Here is a 17,104-nt window from a genome sequence, read left to right as displayed (position 1 = left end):
GAGACGTGACGGAAACGGTCAGGGCGGCTACGGCCAGAGAGATGGTCAGAGACGTGACGGAAATGGTCAGGGCGGCTACGGTCAGAGAGATGGCCAGAGACGTGACGGAAATGGTCAGGGCGGCTATGGTCAGAGAGATGGCCAGAGACGTGATGGAAATGGTCAGGGTGGTTACGGTCAGAGACGTGACGGTGCAAGGGGTCAGAGAACCGAGAGAGAAAATCTTGATTCTATGGGCACAGGAATGACCAAGAGCGAGGCAAGAGGCGGCAAAGGTCTTAATAAGAAAGAGCGTGAGATTCGCGAGAAGGAAAGACAGAATCAGGAGAAGAATACCAGATTCACAGAGAATACTCGCAATATCTCTAAGATGAAGCAGCAAAACAGTAAGAAGCCAGAGCCACAGCCAAAGGCAGAAGAAGATGACGGAATTAAGACAATTACAATTCCAGAGACTTTAACACTGGCAGAGTTAGCTGAAGCAATGAAGCAGCAGCCGGCAGCACTCGTAAAGTCACTCTTTATGAAGGGCACCATGATGACAATTAATGCTGAGCTGACATTTGAGCAGGCAGAGGAAATTGCATTAGAGTTTAACTATATCTGTGAGAAGGAAGTAAAGGTTGATGTAATTGAGGAACTTCTTCGTGAAGAAGATGATCCGGAAGAGACAAAGGTTTCAAGACCTCCGGTTGTCTGCGTTATGGGTCACGTTGACCATGGTAAGACCTCCTTACTGGATGCTATTCGTTCAACTAACGTAATTTCAAGAGAGGCCGGCGGAATTACACAGCATATCGGTGCTTATATGGTTAAGTGCAATGGACAGGATATTACATTCCTTGATACACCAGGTCATGAGGCATTTACAGCAATGCGTATGCGTGGTGCTCAGGCAACTGATATCGCTGTACTTGTTGTTGCAGCAGACGATGGTGTTATGCCGCAGACAATCGAGGCGATTAACCATGCAAAGGCAGCAGGTGTTGATATTATCGTAGCAGTAAACAAGATTGATAAGCCAACTGCAAACATCGAGCGTGTAAAGCAGGAGCTTTCTGAGTATGAGCTGATTGCAGAGGATTGGGGTGGTCAGACCATCTTCGTTCCAGTATCTGCAAAGACACATGAGGGAATTGATACCTTGCTTGAGATGATCTTGCTTGATGCAGAGTTAAAGGATCTTAAGGCAAATCCAAATCGTAAGGCAAGAGGTCTTGTAATCGAGGCACAGCTTGATAAGGGTCGTGGACCAGTTGCAACAATCCTTGTTCAGAAGGGTACACTTCATGTTGGTGATAATGTTGCAGCAGGATCATGCTATGGTAAGGTTCGTGCAATGATCGATGACAAGGGACGCAGAGTAAAAGAAGCAACTCCGTCTATGCCAGTTGAGATTCTTGGTCTGAATGATGTTCCAAACGCAGGTGAGATCTTTGTCAACACTGAGAATGAGAAAGAGGCAAGAAGCTTTGCTGAGACCTTTATTAAAGAGAATAGAGAAAAGCTTTTGGCTGATACAAAGACACAGCTTACTCTTGACAGCTTAAATTCCCAGATTAAGGAAGGAAGCTTAAAGGAACTGAATTTGATCGTTAAGGCTGACGTTCAGGGTTCTGTTGAGGCTGTAAAGCAGTCCTTATTGAAGCTGTCTAATGAAGAAGTTGTTGTTAAGATTATTCACAGTGGTGTTGGTGCAATCAATGAGTCTGATGTATCTTTGGCATCTGCATCAAATGCAATCATTATCGGATTTAATATTCGTCCAGATGCAATGGCAAAATCAGTAGCAGAGCGCGAGAAGGTTGAGATTCGTCTGTACCGCGTTATCTATCAGGCAATCGCTGATGTAGAAGCTGCTATGAAGGGTATGCTTGATCCGATCTACGAGGAGAAGGTAATAGGTCATGCACAGGTTCGTCAGATCTTCAAGGCATCAGGTGTTGGAAACATTGCTGGTTCCTATGTAACAGATGGTATGTTCCAGAGAGGCTGCAAGATCCGTATTTCCAGAGAAGGCGAGCAGATCTACGAGGGTTCACTGGCATCCTTAAAGCGTTTCAAGGACGATGTAAAGGAAGTAAAGGAAGGCTACGAGTGTGGTCTTGTATTTGAAAAGTTCAACGATATTCAGATTGATGATATCGTAGAGGCTTATATCATGGAAGAGGTTCCGAGATAAGCTGCAACAAAACAAAGCCATGGCAGCAATGTCATGGCTTTTCAAAGATAGTTAAGGAGAAAATATGCGTAAAAATAGTATTAAAAATATCAGAATTAACGCTGAGGTTCAGAGAGAACTCAGCCGTATTATCCAGCAGGAAATTAAAGATCCAAGAATCCATCCGATGACAACAGTTGTCATGGCAGAAGTTACGCCTGACTTAAAGTATTGTAAGGCTTATATCAGTGTTTTAGGAAACGAGGAAGCACAAAAAAGCACAATGGAAGGTTTGAAAAATGCAAAGCCTTATATCAGAAGAATGCTTGCATCATCTGTAAATTTGAGAAACACACCAGAGCTTACTTTTGTGTTAGACCAGTCCATCGAGTATGGTGTTCATATGACGGGTCTGATTGATGCAGTTGCAAATGAGCTTGCAGCTAAAGAGCCGGCAGAAAGCTCCGAGGGAAAGGAGGCATAAGCGATGGAAAAACGCCCGAACGACACAATAGAGATGCTGCGTGCGGAGTTTGCAAATGCTAGAAAGACAGCAATTGTAGGCCATCTTCATCCAGACGGAGACTGCATCTCCTCGTGTCTTGCCCTGTATCACTATTTAAAGGATAATTATGGTTATGAGGCAGATGTGTACTTAGAGCCATATCCATCTGTTTTTGATATGCTCCCAGATACAGCAGTTATTCGTCATACTGTCAAGCCTGAGGTATATGATGTGGTATATTCACTTGATTGTGCAGATTTAGACCGTATTGGTGCAGGAAAAGAACTTTTTGACAGTGCAAAGAAGCGTGTAATGATTGATCACCATATAAGTAATCCTATTTTTGGTGATGTCAATTATGTAAAGGGTGAGATTGGTTCTGCATGTGAGGTACTTTATACACTTTTCGAGGAAGATAAGATCAACTACAACGTGGCGATGTGTCTTTATACAGGAATGGTTCACGACACTGGCGTGTTCCAATATTCCAATGTAACACCAGATACACTTACACGCGCGGCAAAGCTGATTGCCTTTGGCATTCCATTTACTGATTTGATTCAGAAGACTTTTTATGAGAAGAGCTTTAATGAAACAAGGGCGAGCGCTTATGCAATATCTAAAGCCGCACAGCTTCTTGATGGCTTTTTCGTATGGTCTTATATGGAAACTAAGGAGATGGAGAGATTTCATATTACATCAGCAGAACTTGACAGCGTTGTAAGTGAGCTTCGAAATATTCGTGGTGTAGACACAGCAGTATTCTTATATGAAATAGAGTCGGGCGTATGGAAATGCAGTTTCCGCTCAAACCATGTTGTGAATGTCAGTGAGCTGGCAGTTTCATTTGGCGGCGGAGGTCATGTTCGTGCATCAGGATGCACGTTTTATCATAAGAAGCCGGATGAGATTATTACGGAGATCGTAAATCGCATTCCGAAGGAGGACTATGCAGGCAGAGCATTATAATGGACTAATTGCAGTCTGGAAGGAGCAGGGGTATACCTCACACGATGTTGTGGCAAAGCTTAGAGGTATTTTGCACCAGAAAAAAATTGGTCATACTGGTACACTTGATCCGCAGGCAAAAGGTGTTCTGGCTGTCGGATTAGGTCTTGGAACAAAGACATTTGATCTATTGCCGGATCACTGGAAAACTTACGAGGCAGAGGTAACATTTGGTGTTCAAACAGACACGGAGGATATCTGGGGAAATGTTTTAAAGACACATGATGTTTCAAAAACACCGGAAGAGATTATACAGGCAATTTGTTCCTTTGGGGGAACTTATGATCAGATACCGCCTATGTATTCAGCAAAGAAAATTGATGGAAAAAAGTTGTACCAGCTTGCAAGAGAAGGAAAAATTGTTGAGCGAAAGGCAGTACCAGTCACGTTAAAGGATATTCAGGTTTTATCTGTAAAAGACAACAAGGCACGTTTTATTGTCACCTGCTCTGCCGGAACATATATCCGTACACTTTGTGTCGATATCGGAAAAAAGCTTGGCTGTGAAGCCTGCATGAGCAGTTTAACAAGAGTTATGGCAGGTGGATTTTCAAAAGAACAGGCATTGACACTCGAAAAAATAAAAGAGCTTGCCGATAAAAATGAACTGGAGAGCCGCTTAATTAGCATTGACACTGCCCTTGATCATTTTCCAAAAGTAATCGCATCAAACGAATTTGAAAAACAGCTCAAAAATGGAAATGCGATAGGCAGTAATGCTGTTTTGGGGTTACAAGAGGCATCTATAGATGTTTGCAGTCATGATATTTGCGTGCGCCTGTATCTAAATAATAATGGACTAGACGAATTTATAGGTGTATATCATCTTGACAAAAGCAGTCGTTTACTGAAGCCTGTAAAAATATTCTATCGAAATTAATACCAGGCAACGATAAAGAAAAGGAGACCAACGATGCAGGTAATTTGCAATACAGAGGATTTTCAAATCACAGAGAAGACCGCGGTCACGCTTGGTAAATTCGACGGAATCCATAAAGGTCATCAGCGTCTTTTAAATGCTTTGCTTGAAAAGAAAAAGCAGGGACTAAAGACTGTAGTGTTCACATTTTTTGTGCCGCCAATTCCGGGACGTGAGGATGTGCGTCAGCTGACACCAAATGATGAGAAAAAGAAATTTCTAGAAGCTTATGGAATAGATTATCTCATTGAATATCCATTTACCGAAAAGGTTCGCCATACTGCGCCAAAAGATTTTATCCGGGAAATTTTATTTAAAAAACTTTGCGCGGCATTTGTTGCAGCAGGACCGGATTTTTGTTTTGGCTATGAGCGAAAAGGAAATGTAGCACTTTTAGAAAAAATGTCATCCTTATGTGGTTATGAATTTGAAGTGTTTGATAAGGTCTCTTATAAAGGAGAGCCAATCAGCAGCAGCAGGATTCGTGCATGCATCAGTGAGGGACAGATGGAGGATGCGTGTGAAATGCTTGACCGTCCGTTTTCACTTAGTGGTACAGTTATTCACGGAAAAGCAATTGGTCATACTATAGGCTTTGCAACAATGAATCTTGTCTGGCCGGAAGATAAGCTGCTTGTTCCAATAGGCGTATATCTTTCAAAGGTGAAGATTGGGGGAAACACATATCAGGCAATTACAAATGTTGGTCATCGCCCAACAGTTGAAAAAGATGCCGCAAAATCTGATTTACTTTTAGAAGCACATCTGCTACAATATAGCCAAATGGCGTATGGTGAGGAAATTGAGGTTAGTCTCTTCCATTATGAGAGACCAGAGGTGCGCTTTTCTGGCCTTGATGCACTAAAAGAGCAGTTAAAAAAAGATACCCTTGCATGCGTTACTTATTTTGAAGAGAGGGGAAACGATGGCAAAAAGGAAGGATTCATCGAAGAAAAAGCGTAAAGGCTCAGGCAATGGACTTCTGATTGCAGCTGTGCTGCTGACAATATTATTTCTGGCAGGCGTAATGAGCCTTGGAGCTTTGTATTATCTTGAGAAAAACAAAGAAAAATCGCAGACCATTCCGCCAAAGATAACAGAGGCTGCTGCTGTTGTGACACAGACAGAAGAACAGACAAAGGAGTCTGATAACAAAAATACAGGCGAAGATTCACAGGGGGAATCTGTTTTGGAAAAACAAAGTGAGGAAACGTCTGAAAGTGAGTCAGAGCTGGAGATGTCTTCTGAATCAGAAAGTCAGACAAAAGAAGATGAGTCTGAGTCAGAAGAGGAAAGCACAGAGGAAGAATCAACTGAGAGTGAAGAAGTTCGAGAGGCAAAGGAAGCTGTTCTTGAAAAGTATAAAAATCTCGGTATGATCACTGGTGTGCGCAATTATTTGAATATGAGAAAAGGACCGTCAACTGATTATGAGATTTGCGGTGTAATTTTCAAAAATTGTGCCGTAGAAATCTTAGAGGAAAAGGACGGCTGGATGAAGATTGAGTCTGGCGGTGCGACAGGTTATGTTTCTGCTGAGTATGTTACGACAGGAGAGAAAGCAAGAAAGCTTGCGCTTTCAAGTATGAAATATATGGCAGAGATCCTGACAGATTCTGTTGATGCATTATATGAGCCAAATGAAGGTGCAGACGTTATTACGACTTTCTTAAAGGGTGAGCGCTATGATATAAATGGAGAGACAAAGGACTGGGTTGAGATCGAAGCTGTTACGGAGCTGTCCGGATATGTAAAAAGAGAAACAGTTTACACAGGATATTTCCTTGATGAAGCAATTTACTTCTCACTTGATGGTGTATCAGAAACTCGACAGGATCTTATTCGAAAAGCATTTGAATATTATGGCGGCACTTACGTCTGGGGAGGCAAGCAGCTGACGGCAGAGGGCGGTGTGGACTGCTCAGGTTACACAATGTGTCTGTATAAACTCTTTGGCGTGCAGCTTCCAGAGTTTTCTGGTGCGCAGGCAGAGGTAGGTATGACTGTTGATGAAGATACGATTCGTCCTGGCGATTTGATATTCTATGTCGGCCGTTACCCTGGTGTGATTGGTCATGTCGCAATTTATATTGGAAATGGCAAGATCATTCATGCAGCATCTGAGTCAAAGGGTATCTGTGTCAGCAGCTGGAAATATGGTCCGCCTGTCATCATGAAAAATGTGATGGGAGATTAAGAAAAAACCTTTGACAAAGAGCAATTTCTGTGATAGTATATCACATGTGTGCGCCATGCCCCAGCAACAGGATACTCCAACCATTGCCTGGGCAAAGGTCAGAATAAAAATATTAGGAGGAATTAACAATGATTTCCAAGGAAAAGAAAGCTGAAATTATCGCTGCTTACGGCAGAACACCAGAGGATACCGGATCACCGGAGGTTCAGATCGCTATCTTAACAGCACGTATCGCTGAGCTTACCGCTCATCTTCAGGAGAACCCGAAGGATCATCATTCCAGAAGAGGTCTGCTGATGATGGTAGGACAGAGAAGAGGTATGCTGGACTACTTAAAGAGCAAGGATATCGAGGCTTACCGTACCTTAATCGAGAAGTTAGGTATTAGAAAGTAATTTGTAACTATTAAGAGCCAGGCAGATTCAAAGAAAAAATCGAGGGGCTCTGAATAGTTTAGCGATTAGGGTGGAGAAATCCACCCTATATTTGTATCAAGACAGCGATGGAGAATGATGACAAAATAGTGTCGCTGTCATGGTCGTATTTGAAGGCAGAAGTGCTCCGAGACCGCTCAAGAACAGATAAGCGCTGTTTATCTGCTGTTTAGTAGTTTCGGCACCTTCTGCAAAAAAGATAAACGTTGTGCAAAAAAGATGCACAGGAATGAGGACAATATGTATAAGAGTTATTCTATGGAACTCTGCGGCCGTACCCTTACGGTAGATGTAGGCAGAGTAGCAGCTCAGGCGAATGGCGCTGCATTTATGCATTATGGCGACACTGTTGTATTATCTACTGCAACAGCATCAGAAGAGCCAAGAGACGGCATTGATTTCTTCCCGCTTAGCGTAGAGTATGAGGAGAAGATGTACGCAGTTGGAAAGATTCCAGGCGGCTTCAATAAAAGAGAGGGAAAGGCAAGCGAGCATGCAATTTTAACCTCACGTGTTATTGACCGTCCTATGCGTCCGCTGTTTCCGAAGGATTACCGTAACGATGTAACATTAAACAACATGGTTATGAGTGTTGATCCAGACTGCAGCCCAGAGATCACTGCAATGCTTGGTTCTGCTATTGCAACTTGTATTTCTGACATTCCATTTGATGGCCCGACTGCCAGCACAAGAGTTGGTATGGTTGACGGAGAGCTTGTATTTAATCCAACCAGCGCACAGAGAGCAGTATCTGATCTTGAGCTTACTGTTGCATCCACAAGAGATAAGGTTATCATGATCGAGGCCGGTGCAAATGAGATTCCGGAAGCAAAGATGATCGAAGCTATTTTTGCTGCACATGAAATCAATCAGAAGATTATTGCTTTTATCGATACAATCGTTGCAGATTGTGGAAAGCCGAAGCATTCTTATCAGTCATATGATGTAGATGCAGAGCTTTGGGAGGATATGACTTCCTTTATTCCGGGACCAGAGATGGAAGAGGCTGTATTCACAGATGAGAAGCAGGTTCGTGAGGAGAATATCCGTGTATTAAAGGAGAGATTAAAGGAGCGTTATGAGGAGACACATCCAGAGTGGATTCCAATGCTCGGTGAGGCTCTCTATAAGTATCAGAAAAAGACTGTTCGCAAGATGATCTTAAAGGATCACAAGAGACCAGACGGCAGAGCAATCACTCAGATTCGTCCGCTTGCAGCAGAGATTGACATGATTCCGAGAGCACATGGTTCCGCTATGTTCACCAGAGGACAGACTCAGATTTGTGATGTTGTTACACTGGCACCGCTTTCAGAGGCACAAAAGATTGATGGTCTTGATGAGAACGAGACAAGCAAGCGTTACATGCATCAGTATAATTTCCCGGCTTATTCTGTAGGAGAGACAAAGGTTTCCAGAGGTCCGGGAAGACGTGAGATCGGTCATGGTGCACTGGCTGAGAGAGCACTTGTTCCGGTTCTTCCATCACCAGAAGAGTTCCCATATGCAATTCGTGCCGTATCTGAGACATTCGAGTCTAATGGTTCTACATCTCAGGCCTCCATTTGTGCATCCTGTATGGCACTTATGGCAGCAGGTGTTCCGCTTAAGGCTATGGTTGCAGGTATTTCCTGTGGTCTTGTTACTGGCGATACCGATGATGATTACATCGTTTTGACTGATATTCAGGGTCTTGAGGACTTCTTTGGCGATATGGACTTTAAGGTAGCAGGTACTCATAAGGGTATCACTGCAATCCAGATGGATATCAAGATTCATGGTCTGACAAGAGCCATCATTGAGGAGGCAATTGCAAGAACAAGAGAAGCAAGATTTTACATCATGGATGAGGTTATGTCCAAGGCAATCGCAGAGCCAAGACAGACAGTTGGAAAGTATGCACCGAAGATCGAGATGATGACTATTGATCCGGCTACAATCGGTGATGTTGTTGGAAAGCAGGGTAAGGTAATCAATCGTATCATCGCTGAAACTGGCGTAAAGATTGATATCACAGATGATGGAAATGTTTCTATATGTGGTACAGATGCCGATATGATTGCAAAGGCAATGAAGACCATTGAAATCATCACTAGCGATTTCGAAGAGGGACAGGTTCTTGAGGGTACTGTTATCAGTATCAAGGACTTCGGCGCATTCCTTGAGTTCGCACCAGGCAAAGAGGGTATGGTTCATATCTCCAAGATGTCTGATAAGCGTGTAGAGAAGGTTGAGGATGTTCTTTCCTTAGGACAGGTTGTAAAGGTTGTATGCCTTGGTAAGGATAAGATGGGCAGATTCAGCTTCAGCATGAAGGACGTAAAATAAAATTTTAAGAAAAAGATGTTGTTGAATTTCGGCAGCATCTTTTTCCACTTTTGATCTTACAAACAATTTGAGAAAGGTATGGTTTTTATATGGAAAAGTTACTTAGCATTATTTCCAGAGAGATTGGAGACGCATTTGAAGCTTGCGGTTATGAGCGCGAGCTTGGACGCGTTACCGTATCTAATCGTCCGGATCTGTGTGAATATCAGTGTAATGGCGCAATGGCTGGTGCAAAGAAATATCACAAAGCTCCTTTTATGATAGCAGATGAGGTGGCAGAGAAGCTGCAGTCTTCAAAAGTAGTAAAGGATGTAGCATCTGTAAAGCCAGGATTTTTGAATTTCAATCTTGATAATGAATACTTGGCATCTTATATTAATCAGATGAAGACAAGTAAGAAGCATGGAATTGAGCTGTCAGCACCAGAGAAGATTGTAATTGACTACGGCGGACCAAATGTAGCAAAGCCGCTTCATGTTGGCCATCTGCGTTCTGCAATTATCGGAGAGAGCGTAAAGAGAATCCTTCGTTATGCAGGAAATGAAGTTATTGGTGATGCGCATCTTGGTGACTGGGGCCTTCAGATGGGTCTGATCATTACTGAGTTAAAGGAGAGAAAGCCAGATCTTGTTTATTTTGATCATGAATATACTGGTGAATATCCTGAGGAAGCGCCATTTACAATCTCTGAGTTAGAGGAAATCTATCCGTGCGCAAGCGGTAAGGCAAAGGTAGATGAGGAGTTTGCAAAGCGTGCACATGATGCAACTGTTATGCTGCAGAATAAGGATCGCGGCTACACTGCGATTTGGAATCACATTTTGAAGGTTTCTATCGAAGATCTTCAGAAGAACTACAGCAAGCTGGACGTTCATTTTGATCTGTGGAAGAAAGAGAGTGATGCGCAGCCGTATATTCCGGACATGGTTCAGATGTTAAAGGATAAGGGATTGGCTTATATTTCAAATGGTGCACTCGTTGTTGACGTTGCAAAGCCAGAGGATACAAAGGAAGTTCCGCCGTGTATTATCTTAAAGTCAGATGGTGCAAGCCTTTACCAGACAACAGATCTTGCTACTATCGTAGAAAGAGAAAAGCTGTTTAAGCCAAACCGCATTATTTATGTTGTTGATAAGCGTCAGGAGATGCATTTTACACAGGTATTCCGCGTATCCAGATTGGCAGAGCTTGTTCCGGAAGATACAAAGCTTCAGTTTTTGGGCTTTGGAACTATGAACGGAAAGGATGGAAAGCCGTTTAAGACAAGACAGGGCGGTGTTATGCGTCTTGAGCACCTGATTCGTGATATTAACGATGCAGTTTATGATAAAATCATGGCAAGCCGCGATGAGGATGAAGAGACAGCACGCGAGAATGCAAAGATCATTGGTCTTTCTGCAATTAAGTATGGTGATTTGTCTAATCAGGCATCAAAGGATTATGTCTTTGATGTAGATCGTTTCACTTCTTTCGAGGGAAATACAGGTCCGTACATTCTGTATACCATCGTAAGAATCAAATCTATCTTAAAGAAGTTTGGTCAGGAGATTCCAACTGCAATCACTGTGCCGGACGGTGTCGCACAGAAGGCACTTATGCTTGATATGACAAGATTTGCAGATGTATTTGCACAGGCAAGTGCTGAGTATGCACCACATAAACTTTGTGCATATATCTATGATTTAGCAAATGATTTCAATCGTTTCTATCATGAGACAAAGATTTTGGCAGAAGAAGATCAGGATAAGAAGAAGGGCTATATTGCTTTGATTTCTTATTGCAAAGATATTCTGGAGACATGCATTGAATTGCTTGGATTTGCAGCGCCAGAGAAGATGTGATGCAACAGTTCACGCGTTCAGACAAATTCGAAAAATCCCATGCTTGCATGAGGATTTTTTGAAGTGGCTGAACGAAAGGAACTGTTTTATAAAAAGACTTCAATATTGATTTGATATATATATGGGGAGAAGTATGGAGAAAACCTACGAAATGCTGCAGCAGTATGCGGTAAACTCTTTGGAATATCAGAAAGGACGTGCCCTTCATCAGCGCGGACAGGCAGCTTTGTCAAGCGCTGAGGAGGCACATGGAAGAACACAGATACAGGCAACGGTTAGAGATTTAAGCAGACGCTATGATGTAGAGATGACAATACAATCAACAGGTCTTGCAGCTGATGGAAATTGGGGAGACTTTGATATAGAGGAGTCTTCATGTTCCTGCGGCGAGTATCATACACCGGGAAAACTTTGCCGTCATGAGATTGCGGCAGTTTTGCAATATTTTTGTGAGGGAGAGCTTGTATCAAGTGTTCATACCTCAGCTGCCTGCATAAGTATGATTCAGGCATACGAGAAGCGTTATACGCTGCAGTATCAAAAATCCAATATTTCAGATGTAAAAGTAGTACCAAAGTTTGTGACAGAGGGAAAGAAAATCGGACTGGAATTTTTTGCCGGAACACGTCATCTTTATCCTATTCGCGATCTGACTGCCTTTAAACAGAGCTATCAAAAAGGTGAGGACATTTCTTTTGGTAAGCAGCTTTCGTATCCAAACTGTGAATATTCCTATGATTCTGATTCGGCAGCATTGATTCAGGTCATTTGTCTGCAGATTGATTCCTATTTGAATCATTGGTCTCAGCAAGAAAAATATACATTTGATAGGAAAATTTCAAATGTTGAGCTTGAGGAAGGCTTTGCCGATTTGTATATGAAAGCATTTTGCGGCAGAGAGCTTGAACTAATCGAGGATGGCAAGAGCCGTATGGTTCATGTTGTAAAGGAAAATCCGCAGGTAAAACTGATATTAGAGAAAAAGGGAAAGGATGGCGCAAGACTGTGGCTTCCAGATAAGTGGAAGTTAGCAGAGGGAAATCGCCATATCTATCTTTTTGGAGAAGATACAGTTTATATTTGTGATGAGTATTACAGCCGCGCTCTTAGGATTTTCTACAGAAATCTGCTGCAGGTTGCTTATCCGGGAAGCGGATATATGGATATTAACAATAGTGATTTTCCGTCATTTATTCATTATGTGCTTCCGGAGATTCAGGAAAATATTAATTTGGAATGTCGCGACTTGTCGTTGGAGGAATTTGTTCCGCCAATGCTTCAGGTGAAATTTACCATAAATTTGTGGGATATTCTTGAGCTGAAGATGGAGACACGCTATGGTAAAAGAATAGTTCATCTTGGTGAAAAGTCAGATACGAACCTTGTGCGTGATGTGGAAAAGGAGCAGGCATTAAAGGATCTTCTTGAAAGATATCTTCCAAGCATGGAAAAAGATGAAGAAAATGGTCAGGAAGATTGCGAGCGCTATATTATCGAAAATGGAGATGATATTGGACGCTTTTTGGAGTTTTGCCTGCCGCAACTATATTCATTTGGAAGTGTTGTGCTAGAAGATGGTCTGGCTGATCTTCATTTTGATGAGGCACCTCAGATCAAGGCCGGTATGCGCTTTATGGATCATTTTTTGGAGCTTGGCTTTGAGAGTGATGGGTTAAGTGAAAAGCAGTTAAAGGATGTGCTTAGGGCTTACCATGAAAAACAGCATTATCATCGCCTTGAGGATGGCAGAATCTTAAAGCTAAGTGATGAGTTTGCTGATAAGCTGGCAGAGTTTGAGGATGTGATGGATATTGATGCCCGTGAAGCAGTTGACAGGCCAGTGAGTCTTCCAGGGTATCGCTTCTTATTTGCAGATGAGATGCTTGCGTCTATGCAGGGCATTGATTATCAGCCAGGCAAGGAAATTCGCGACATGGCAGAGCGCATGAAACGCACTGAGCTGGAAATGTATCCAGTTCCAGAAACTATTGGAGCAACGCTTCGTGAGTATCAGATCTATGGATATCGTTGGCTTAAAATGCTGCAGGATTACCATTTTAATGGAATATTGGCAGATGATATGGGTCTTGGAAAAACTTTGCAGACGATTACACTGCTAGTATCTGATCAGGGAAAGGGAAGCTCAATTATTGTCTGTCCGGCATCGCTTATTTATAACTGGCAGCATGAGCTGGAATTATTTGCATCAAACTTGCGCATTCAGGTTGTGGCTGGAAATGCAAAAGAGAGAAAAGAACTAATTGAGCAATATACATCGTATGATGTTTTGATTACGTCATACGACCTTCTTCGCCGAGATCTTGAGATCTATGAAGGCTGTAAATTTTTCTATCAGATTCTTGATGAGGCACAGTATATCAAAAACCATATGACAATGAATGCAAAGGCTGTTAAGCAGATAAATGCAGCATATCGTCTTGCTCTTACGGGAACTCCGATTGAAAATAGTTTAAGTGAGCTGTGGAGTATTTTCGACTATCTGATGCCAGGTTATCTGTACAGCTATACACGTTTTAGAAAACAATTTGAGATGCCGATCATGAAAAATGAGGATGCAGCGGCGAGAAATCGCCTGCGAAAAATGACAGCACCATTTTTACTTCGAAGATCAAAGTCTCAGGTGCTTTCAGACCTTCCTGAAAAGGATGAAAAGACTATTTATTCTGGAATGGAAGATGAGCAAAGAAAGCTGTATCTTGCTGCCCATAAGCAGCTTGTTGATCAGCTGCAGGGTATTGACAGTGCATATTATGAGAAGAACAAGATATTTATCTTGAGTCAGCTGACAAAGCTTCGTCAAATTTGTTGTCATCCAGCGCTTTGCTACGATGATTATCAGGGAAGCTCTGCTAAGCTTGAGGCATGTATGGAGCTTGTGCAGCGTGCTGTAAAGGGAAAACATAAGGTATTATTGTTCTCTCAGTTTACATCAATGTTAGATCTGATTCGTGAGCGCTTAGCTGAGCAGAATACAAAGTATTATTGTCTGACAGGAAATACAGATAAGCAGGAGCGTCAGCGCCTTGTTGATGAGTTCCAGAATGACGATACACCTGTATTTTTGATTTCACTAAAAGCCGGCGGCACGGGATTAAACTTAACGGCGGCAGATATTGTAATTCACTATGATCCGTGGTGGAATGTGGCAGCACAGAATCAGGCAACTGACCGTGCACACAGAATTGGACAGAAAAACACAGTAACGGTGTACCGTTTGATCGCAAAGGACTCTCTCGAGGAGGGAATAATAAAGCTCCAGGAGTCCAAGAAAGCATTATCAGACGATATTCTTTCCATGGACTTCGGAGCTATTGCGTCGATGTCTAAGGATGAGCTGTTAGCTCTTCTTTCTACGGGAGAGGTAGCTAATCAGGCAAAGTAACATAAATACTGCCATAATAACAATAAAAATAGGCATATATTTAAGGGTGGCATTCCACATCGGAGTCTTAAACAGGGCAACGCTGTAGGTGTCACCCTTATATGATTTAATGGAATACGTGACCAAATTGTTATCGCCGCTTGATCCTGCATCAGAGAGTTTTTTGCTCTCTGCATTTCTGACAATCAATGATGAATAGCCATCTGGAAGAGATACAGTTACAGTATCCAAAACTTTTGCATATGATGCAGTATCTTTTGAAAGCTGTGCGCTTAATGTGACTTCTTTTTTGGAAAGTTCAGTTTCACGCTCGGTCCATGCAAATGCAGAAGATCCGGCCGGAACGGTGACAGTATACTGATGAACGAGGAAACGCTTCTGCTGGGTCAGCCAGTCAATTGTCGGAAGCAGATCGATAGAAACTGTTACTGAGCTTCGGCCAAAGTAGTCAGCCAGATTGGAAAGAAGAAGCTCTGGTGTTGCCTGTGTGTTGTCTTTATTTTGATCCAGATACCAGTCACAGCAAAATTCAAGGTAGGATTTCAGATCAGAGGATTCATCGTCCATTGAGAATTTCTCAGAATCGGTCTTAGCATTTTCATTCTCAATTAGTGAAACAGTGAAATCAGTATTTTCTTTTCCAGTCAGGAAAACATAGCAGTCAAAGAAATTTTCACTAATAGAAAGCTCATAGCCATTGTCTGTTGTGGAATAGCTGCAGCCAAGCGGATAAATATGGCAGCTGTCACTAAGCCCTGAGATAGACAGACATGCCTTTTCATCAAGTACAGAATCAGTGAGAGGTCTTGACAGGTGATAGAGAACACCCTTATCCTCTGGAATTGAAGTATTGTAAATCTGCCCCTGATACAGTTCGTCAAGTGTCAGAGTACTTTCACCAAGTCCGTTTGCTGAAAATAAAGGAGAATAGTACGACGATTCCTCAAAGGAAGCAGCATCAGTATCTGCAAACAGATCAAGCAATTTAAGTGCATCGCTGTCTGTTGTATCGTATGCATGTGCATAGAAGTTATACAGCTTTTCTGGTTCTGATGCCAATGATGCAATCTGTGGAATCAGAATGTCAAACGAAACATCGGTATCGGATTCATTTTGAATCAGATAGTTGTCTTTCACCAGATTATTGTCGTAATCCAGACAGATATTGTGTGTCACCTTGACGCCTTCTGGTTGTTCATTTGTACTATACAGACCGGATGTATACAGTGGTGTAGAAAAAACTTCTGTAGCATTTGCAGCGTCAGCAGAACTTGTGCTTTCAGCAAATGTACAGATTGTGCCGGAAAAACAAGTTCCGGCTGCAAGAAGTAAAGAGGTAAATTTTGTCGTATGCTTTAACATGGAAAACCTGACCTTTCTATTGCATGATGGAAGCATTTAATGCTATAATAAGAACATCCAACTCACTTAAAACGAAGGAGGAACTATGGCAGTTGACCTACACACGCATTCCTGCTGTTCAGATGGCTCTCTTACACCGTCTGAGCTGATGGAACTTGCATATGAGAAAAAGCTTTCGGCAATTGCATTGACAGATCATGATACTGTAAGTGGTATCAAGGAGGCAAAGAAGGTAGCAGAAGATCTGTCTATTACATTAATTCCAGGAATTGAGATTTCCAGTCTATATGATCTTGGAAATGTTGTGAAGGAATTTCACATTCTTGGTCTTGGTGTTGATGAGACAGATGTACAATTTTTAAAAAAGTTGGAGCAATATGGTGCGCTTCGTCAAGAAAGAAACGAGAAAATGCTGCGTCTAATCAGCGAAAACGTTTGCAATATTGACAAGGACGAATTTTATGCTCGTTTTGACCGATCTGTAATCACGAGAGCTCATTTTGCACAATATCTTTACGAAAAGGGTATCGTATCCTCTGTAAAAGAGGCATTTGACCGCTACCTTGGAGATGGAAAGCCGTGCTACATTCCGAAAGAAGGGGTAACTGCAAAAGAGGCAATTACCTGTATTCGTGAGGCAGGAGGACATCCAGTTTTGGCACATCCACCGCAGTATCGTCTTAGTCTGACCGTATTAGATAAGGTCATAAAGGACTTAAAGGAATGTGGATTAGAAGGAATCGAGGTTGTCTACTCTACCTATACAAATGCGCAGGAGCGGGAACTTCGTACACTTGCCGTAAAAAATGAGCTTCACATGACCGGAGGTTCAGATTACCATGGAACTCCTAAGCCAGATATTCAGCTTGGGACAGGACTGGGAAATCTTTATGTACCGGATGCATTTGCAAATTGGCTGCTTGCATAAATGCTTATTTTATAATAA

12 protein-coding genes are annotated in these 17,104 nt (G+C 42.3%); 11 read left to right on the top strand and 1 reads right to left on the bottom strand.

Going from position 1 to position 17,104, the window contains the following annotated elements; translation table 11 throughout:
* The 10 genes from infB to LKD48_RS09255 all read left to right on the top strand — a co-directional run.
* A partial coding sequence (gene infB, locus LKD48_RS09300) for a translation initiation factor IF-2 (protein WP_308731863.1) occupies positions 1–2,182 on the top strand: 2,182 nt, incomplete at its 5' end.
* A gap of 64 nt (positions 2,183–2,246) precedes the next feature.
* The gene (gene rbfA, locus LKD48_RS09295) at positions 2,247–2,645 is read left to right on the top strand and encodes a 30S ribosome-binding factor RbfA (RefSeq protein ID WP_066562294.1); all 399 of its coding nucleotides are present in this window, start codon (positions 2,247–2,249) and stop codon (positions 2,643–2,645) included.
* A gap of 3 nt (positions 2,646–2,648) precedes the next feature.
* Positions 2,649–3,635, top strand: a complete 987-nt coding sequence (locus LKD48_RS09290; RefSeq protein ID WP_308731862.1) for a DHH family phosphoesterase — start codon at positions 2,649–2,651, stop codon at positions 3,633–3,635.
* Positions 3,616–4,554: a tRNA pseudouridine(55) synthase TruB gene (gene truB, locus LKD48_RS09285; RefSeq protein ID WP_308731861.1), complete on the top strand. Its 939-nt coding sequence runs from the start codon at positions 3,616–3,618 to the stop codon at positions 4,552–4,554. Before LKD48_RS09290 ends, truB begins: the two co-directional genes overlap by 20 nt.
* 33 nt (positions 4,555–4,587) lie before the next feature.
* On the top strand, positions 4,588–5,556 hold the full coding sequence (locus tag LKD48_RS09280) for a bifunctional riboflavin kinase/FAD synthetase (protein WP_308731860.1): 969 nt from the start codon (positions 4,588–4,590) through the stop codon (positions 5,554–5,556).
* On the top strand, positions 5,519–6,790 hold the full coding sequence (locus LKD48_RS09275) for a C40 family peptidase (RefSeq protein WP_308731859.1): 1,272 nt from the start codon (positions 5,519–5,521) through the stop codon (positions 6,788–6,790). Before LKD48_RS09280 ends, LKD48_RS09275 begins: the two co-directional genes overlap by 38 nt.
* A 128-nt stretch (positions 6,791–6,918) precedes the next feature.
* Positions 6,919–7,185 carry a 30S ribosomal protein S15 gene (gene rpsO, locus LKD48_RS09270; protein ID WP_066562284.1) on the top strand — a complete coding sequence of 89 codons (267 nt, stop codon included), beginning with the start codon at positions 6,919–6,921 and terminating at the stop codon, positions 7,183–7,185.
* Positions 7,186–7,464: 279 nt separating this feature from the next.
* Entirely contained in the window at positions 7,465–9,552 is a 2,088-nt protein-coding gene (locus tag LKD48_RS09265; protein ID WP_308731858.1) for a polyribonucleotide nucleotidyltransferase, read from the top strand.
* A gap of 89 nt (positions 9,553–9,641) precedes the next feature.
* On the top strand, positions 9,642–11,393 hold the full coding sequence (gene argS, locus LKD48_RS09260; RefSeq protein ID WP_308731857.1) for an arginine--tRNA ligase: 1,752 nt from the start codon (positions 9,642–9,644) through the stop codon (positions 11,391–11,393).
* 133 nt (positions 11,394–11,526) lie between these two features.
* Positions 11,527–14,796 carry a DEAD/DEAH box helicase gene (locus LKD48_RS09255; RefSeq protein ID WP_308731856.1) on the top strand — a complete coding sequence of 1,090 codons (3,270 nt, stop codon included), beginning with the start codon at positions 11,527–11,529 and terminating at the stop codon, positions 14,794–14,796.
* Here the strand turns inward: LKD48_RS09255 and LKD48_RS09250 are convergent.
* Complete coding sequence (locus LKD48_RS09250) at positions 14,752–16,158, bottom strand: hypothetical protein (protein ID WP_308731855.1); 1,407 nt, start codon at positions 16,156–16,158, stop codon at positions 14,752–14,754. The genes LKD48_RS09255 and LKD48_RS09250 overlap by 45 nt on opposite strands.
* A gap of 85 nt (positions 16,159–16,243) precedes the next feature.
* On the opposite strand from LKD48_RS09250, the gene LKD48_RS09245 reads away from it, so the two are divergent.
* A complete protein-coding gene (locus tag LKD48_RS09245; RefSeq protein ID WP_262537461.1) occupies positions 16,244–17,086 on the top strand; it encodes a PHP domain-containing protein in 843 nt (280 codons plus the stop codon).
* The last annotated feature ends 18 nt before the right edge of the window (positions 17,087–17,104 follow it).

The sequence above is a fragment of the Anthropogastromicrobium aceti genome (genome assembly GCF_020687335.1).
GTDB lineage: Bacteria > Bacillota > Clostridia > Lachnospirales > Lachnospiraceae > Anthropogastromicrobium > Anthropogastromicrobium aceti.
The sequence above is the reverse complement of the archived record's forward strand: the minus strand, read 5'-3'. Positions and strand labels throughout refer to the sequence as shown.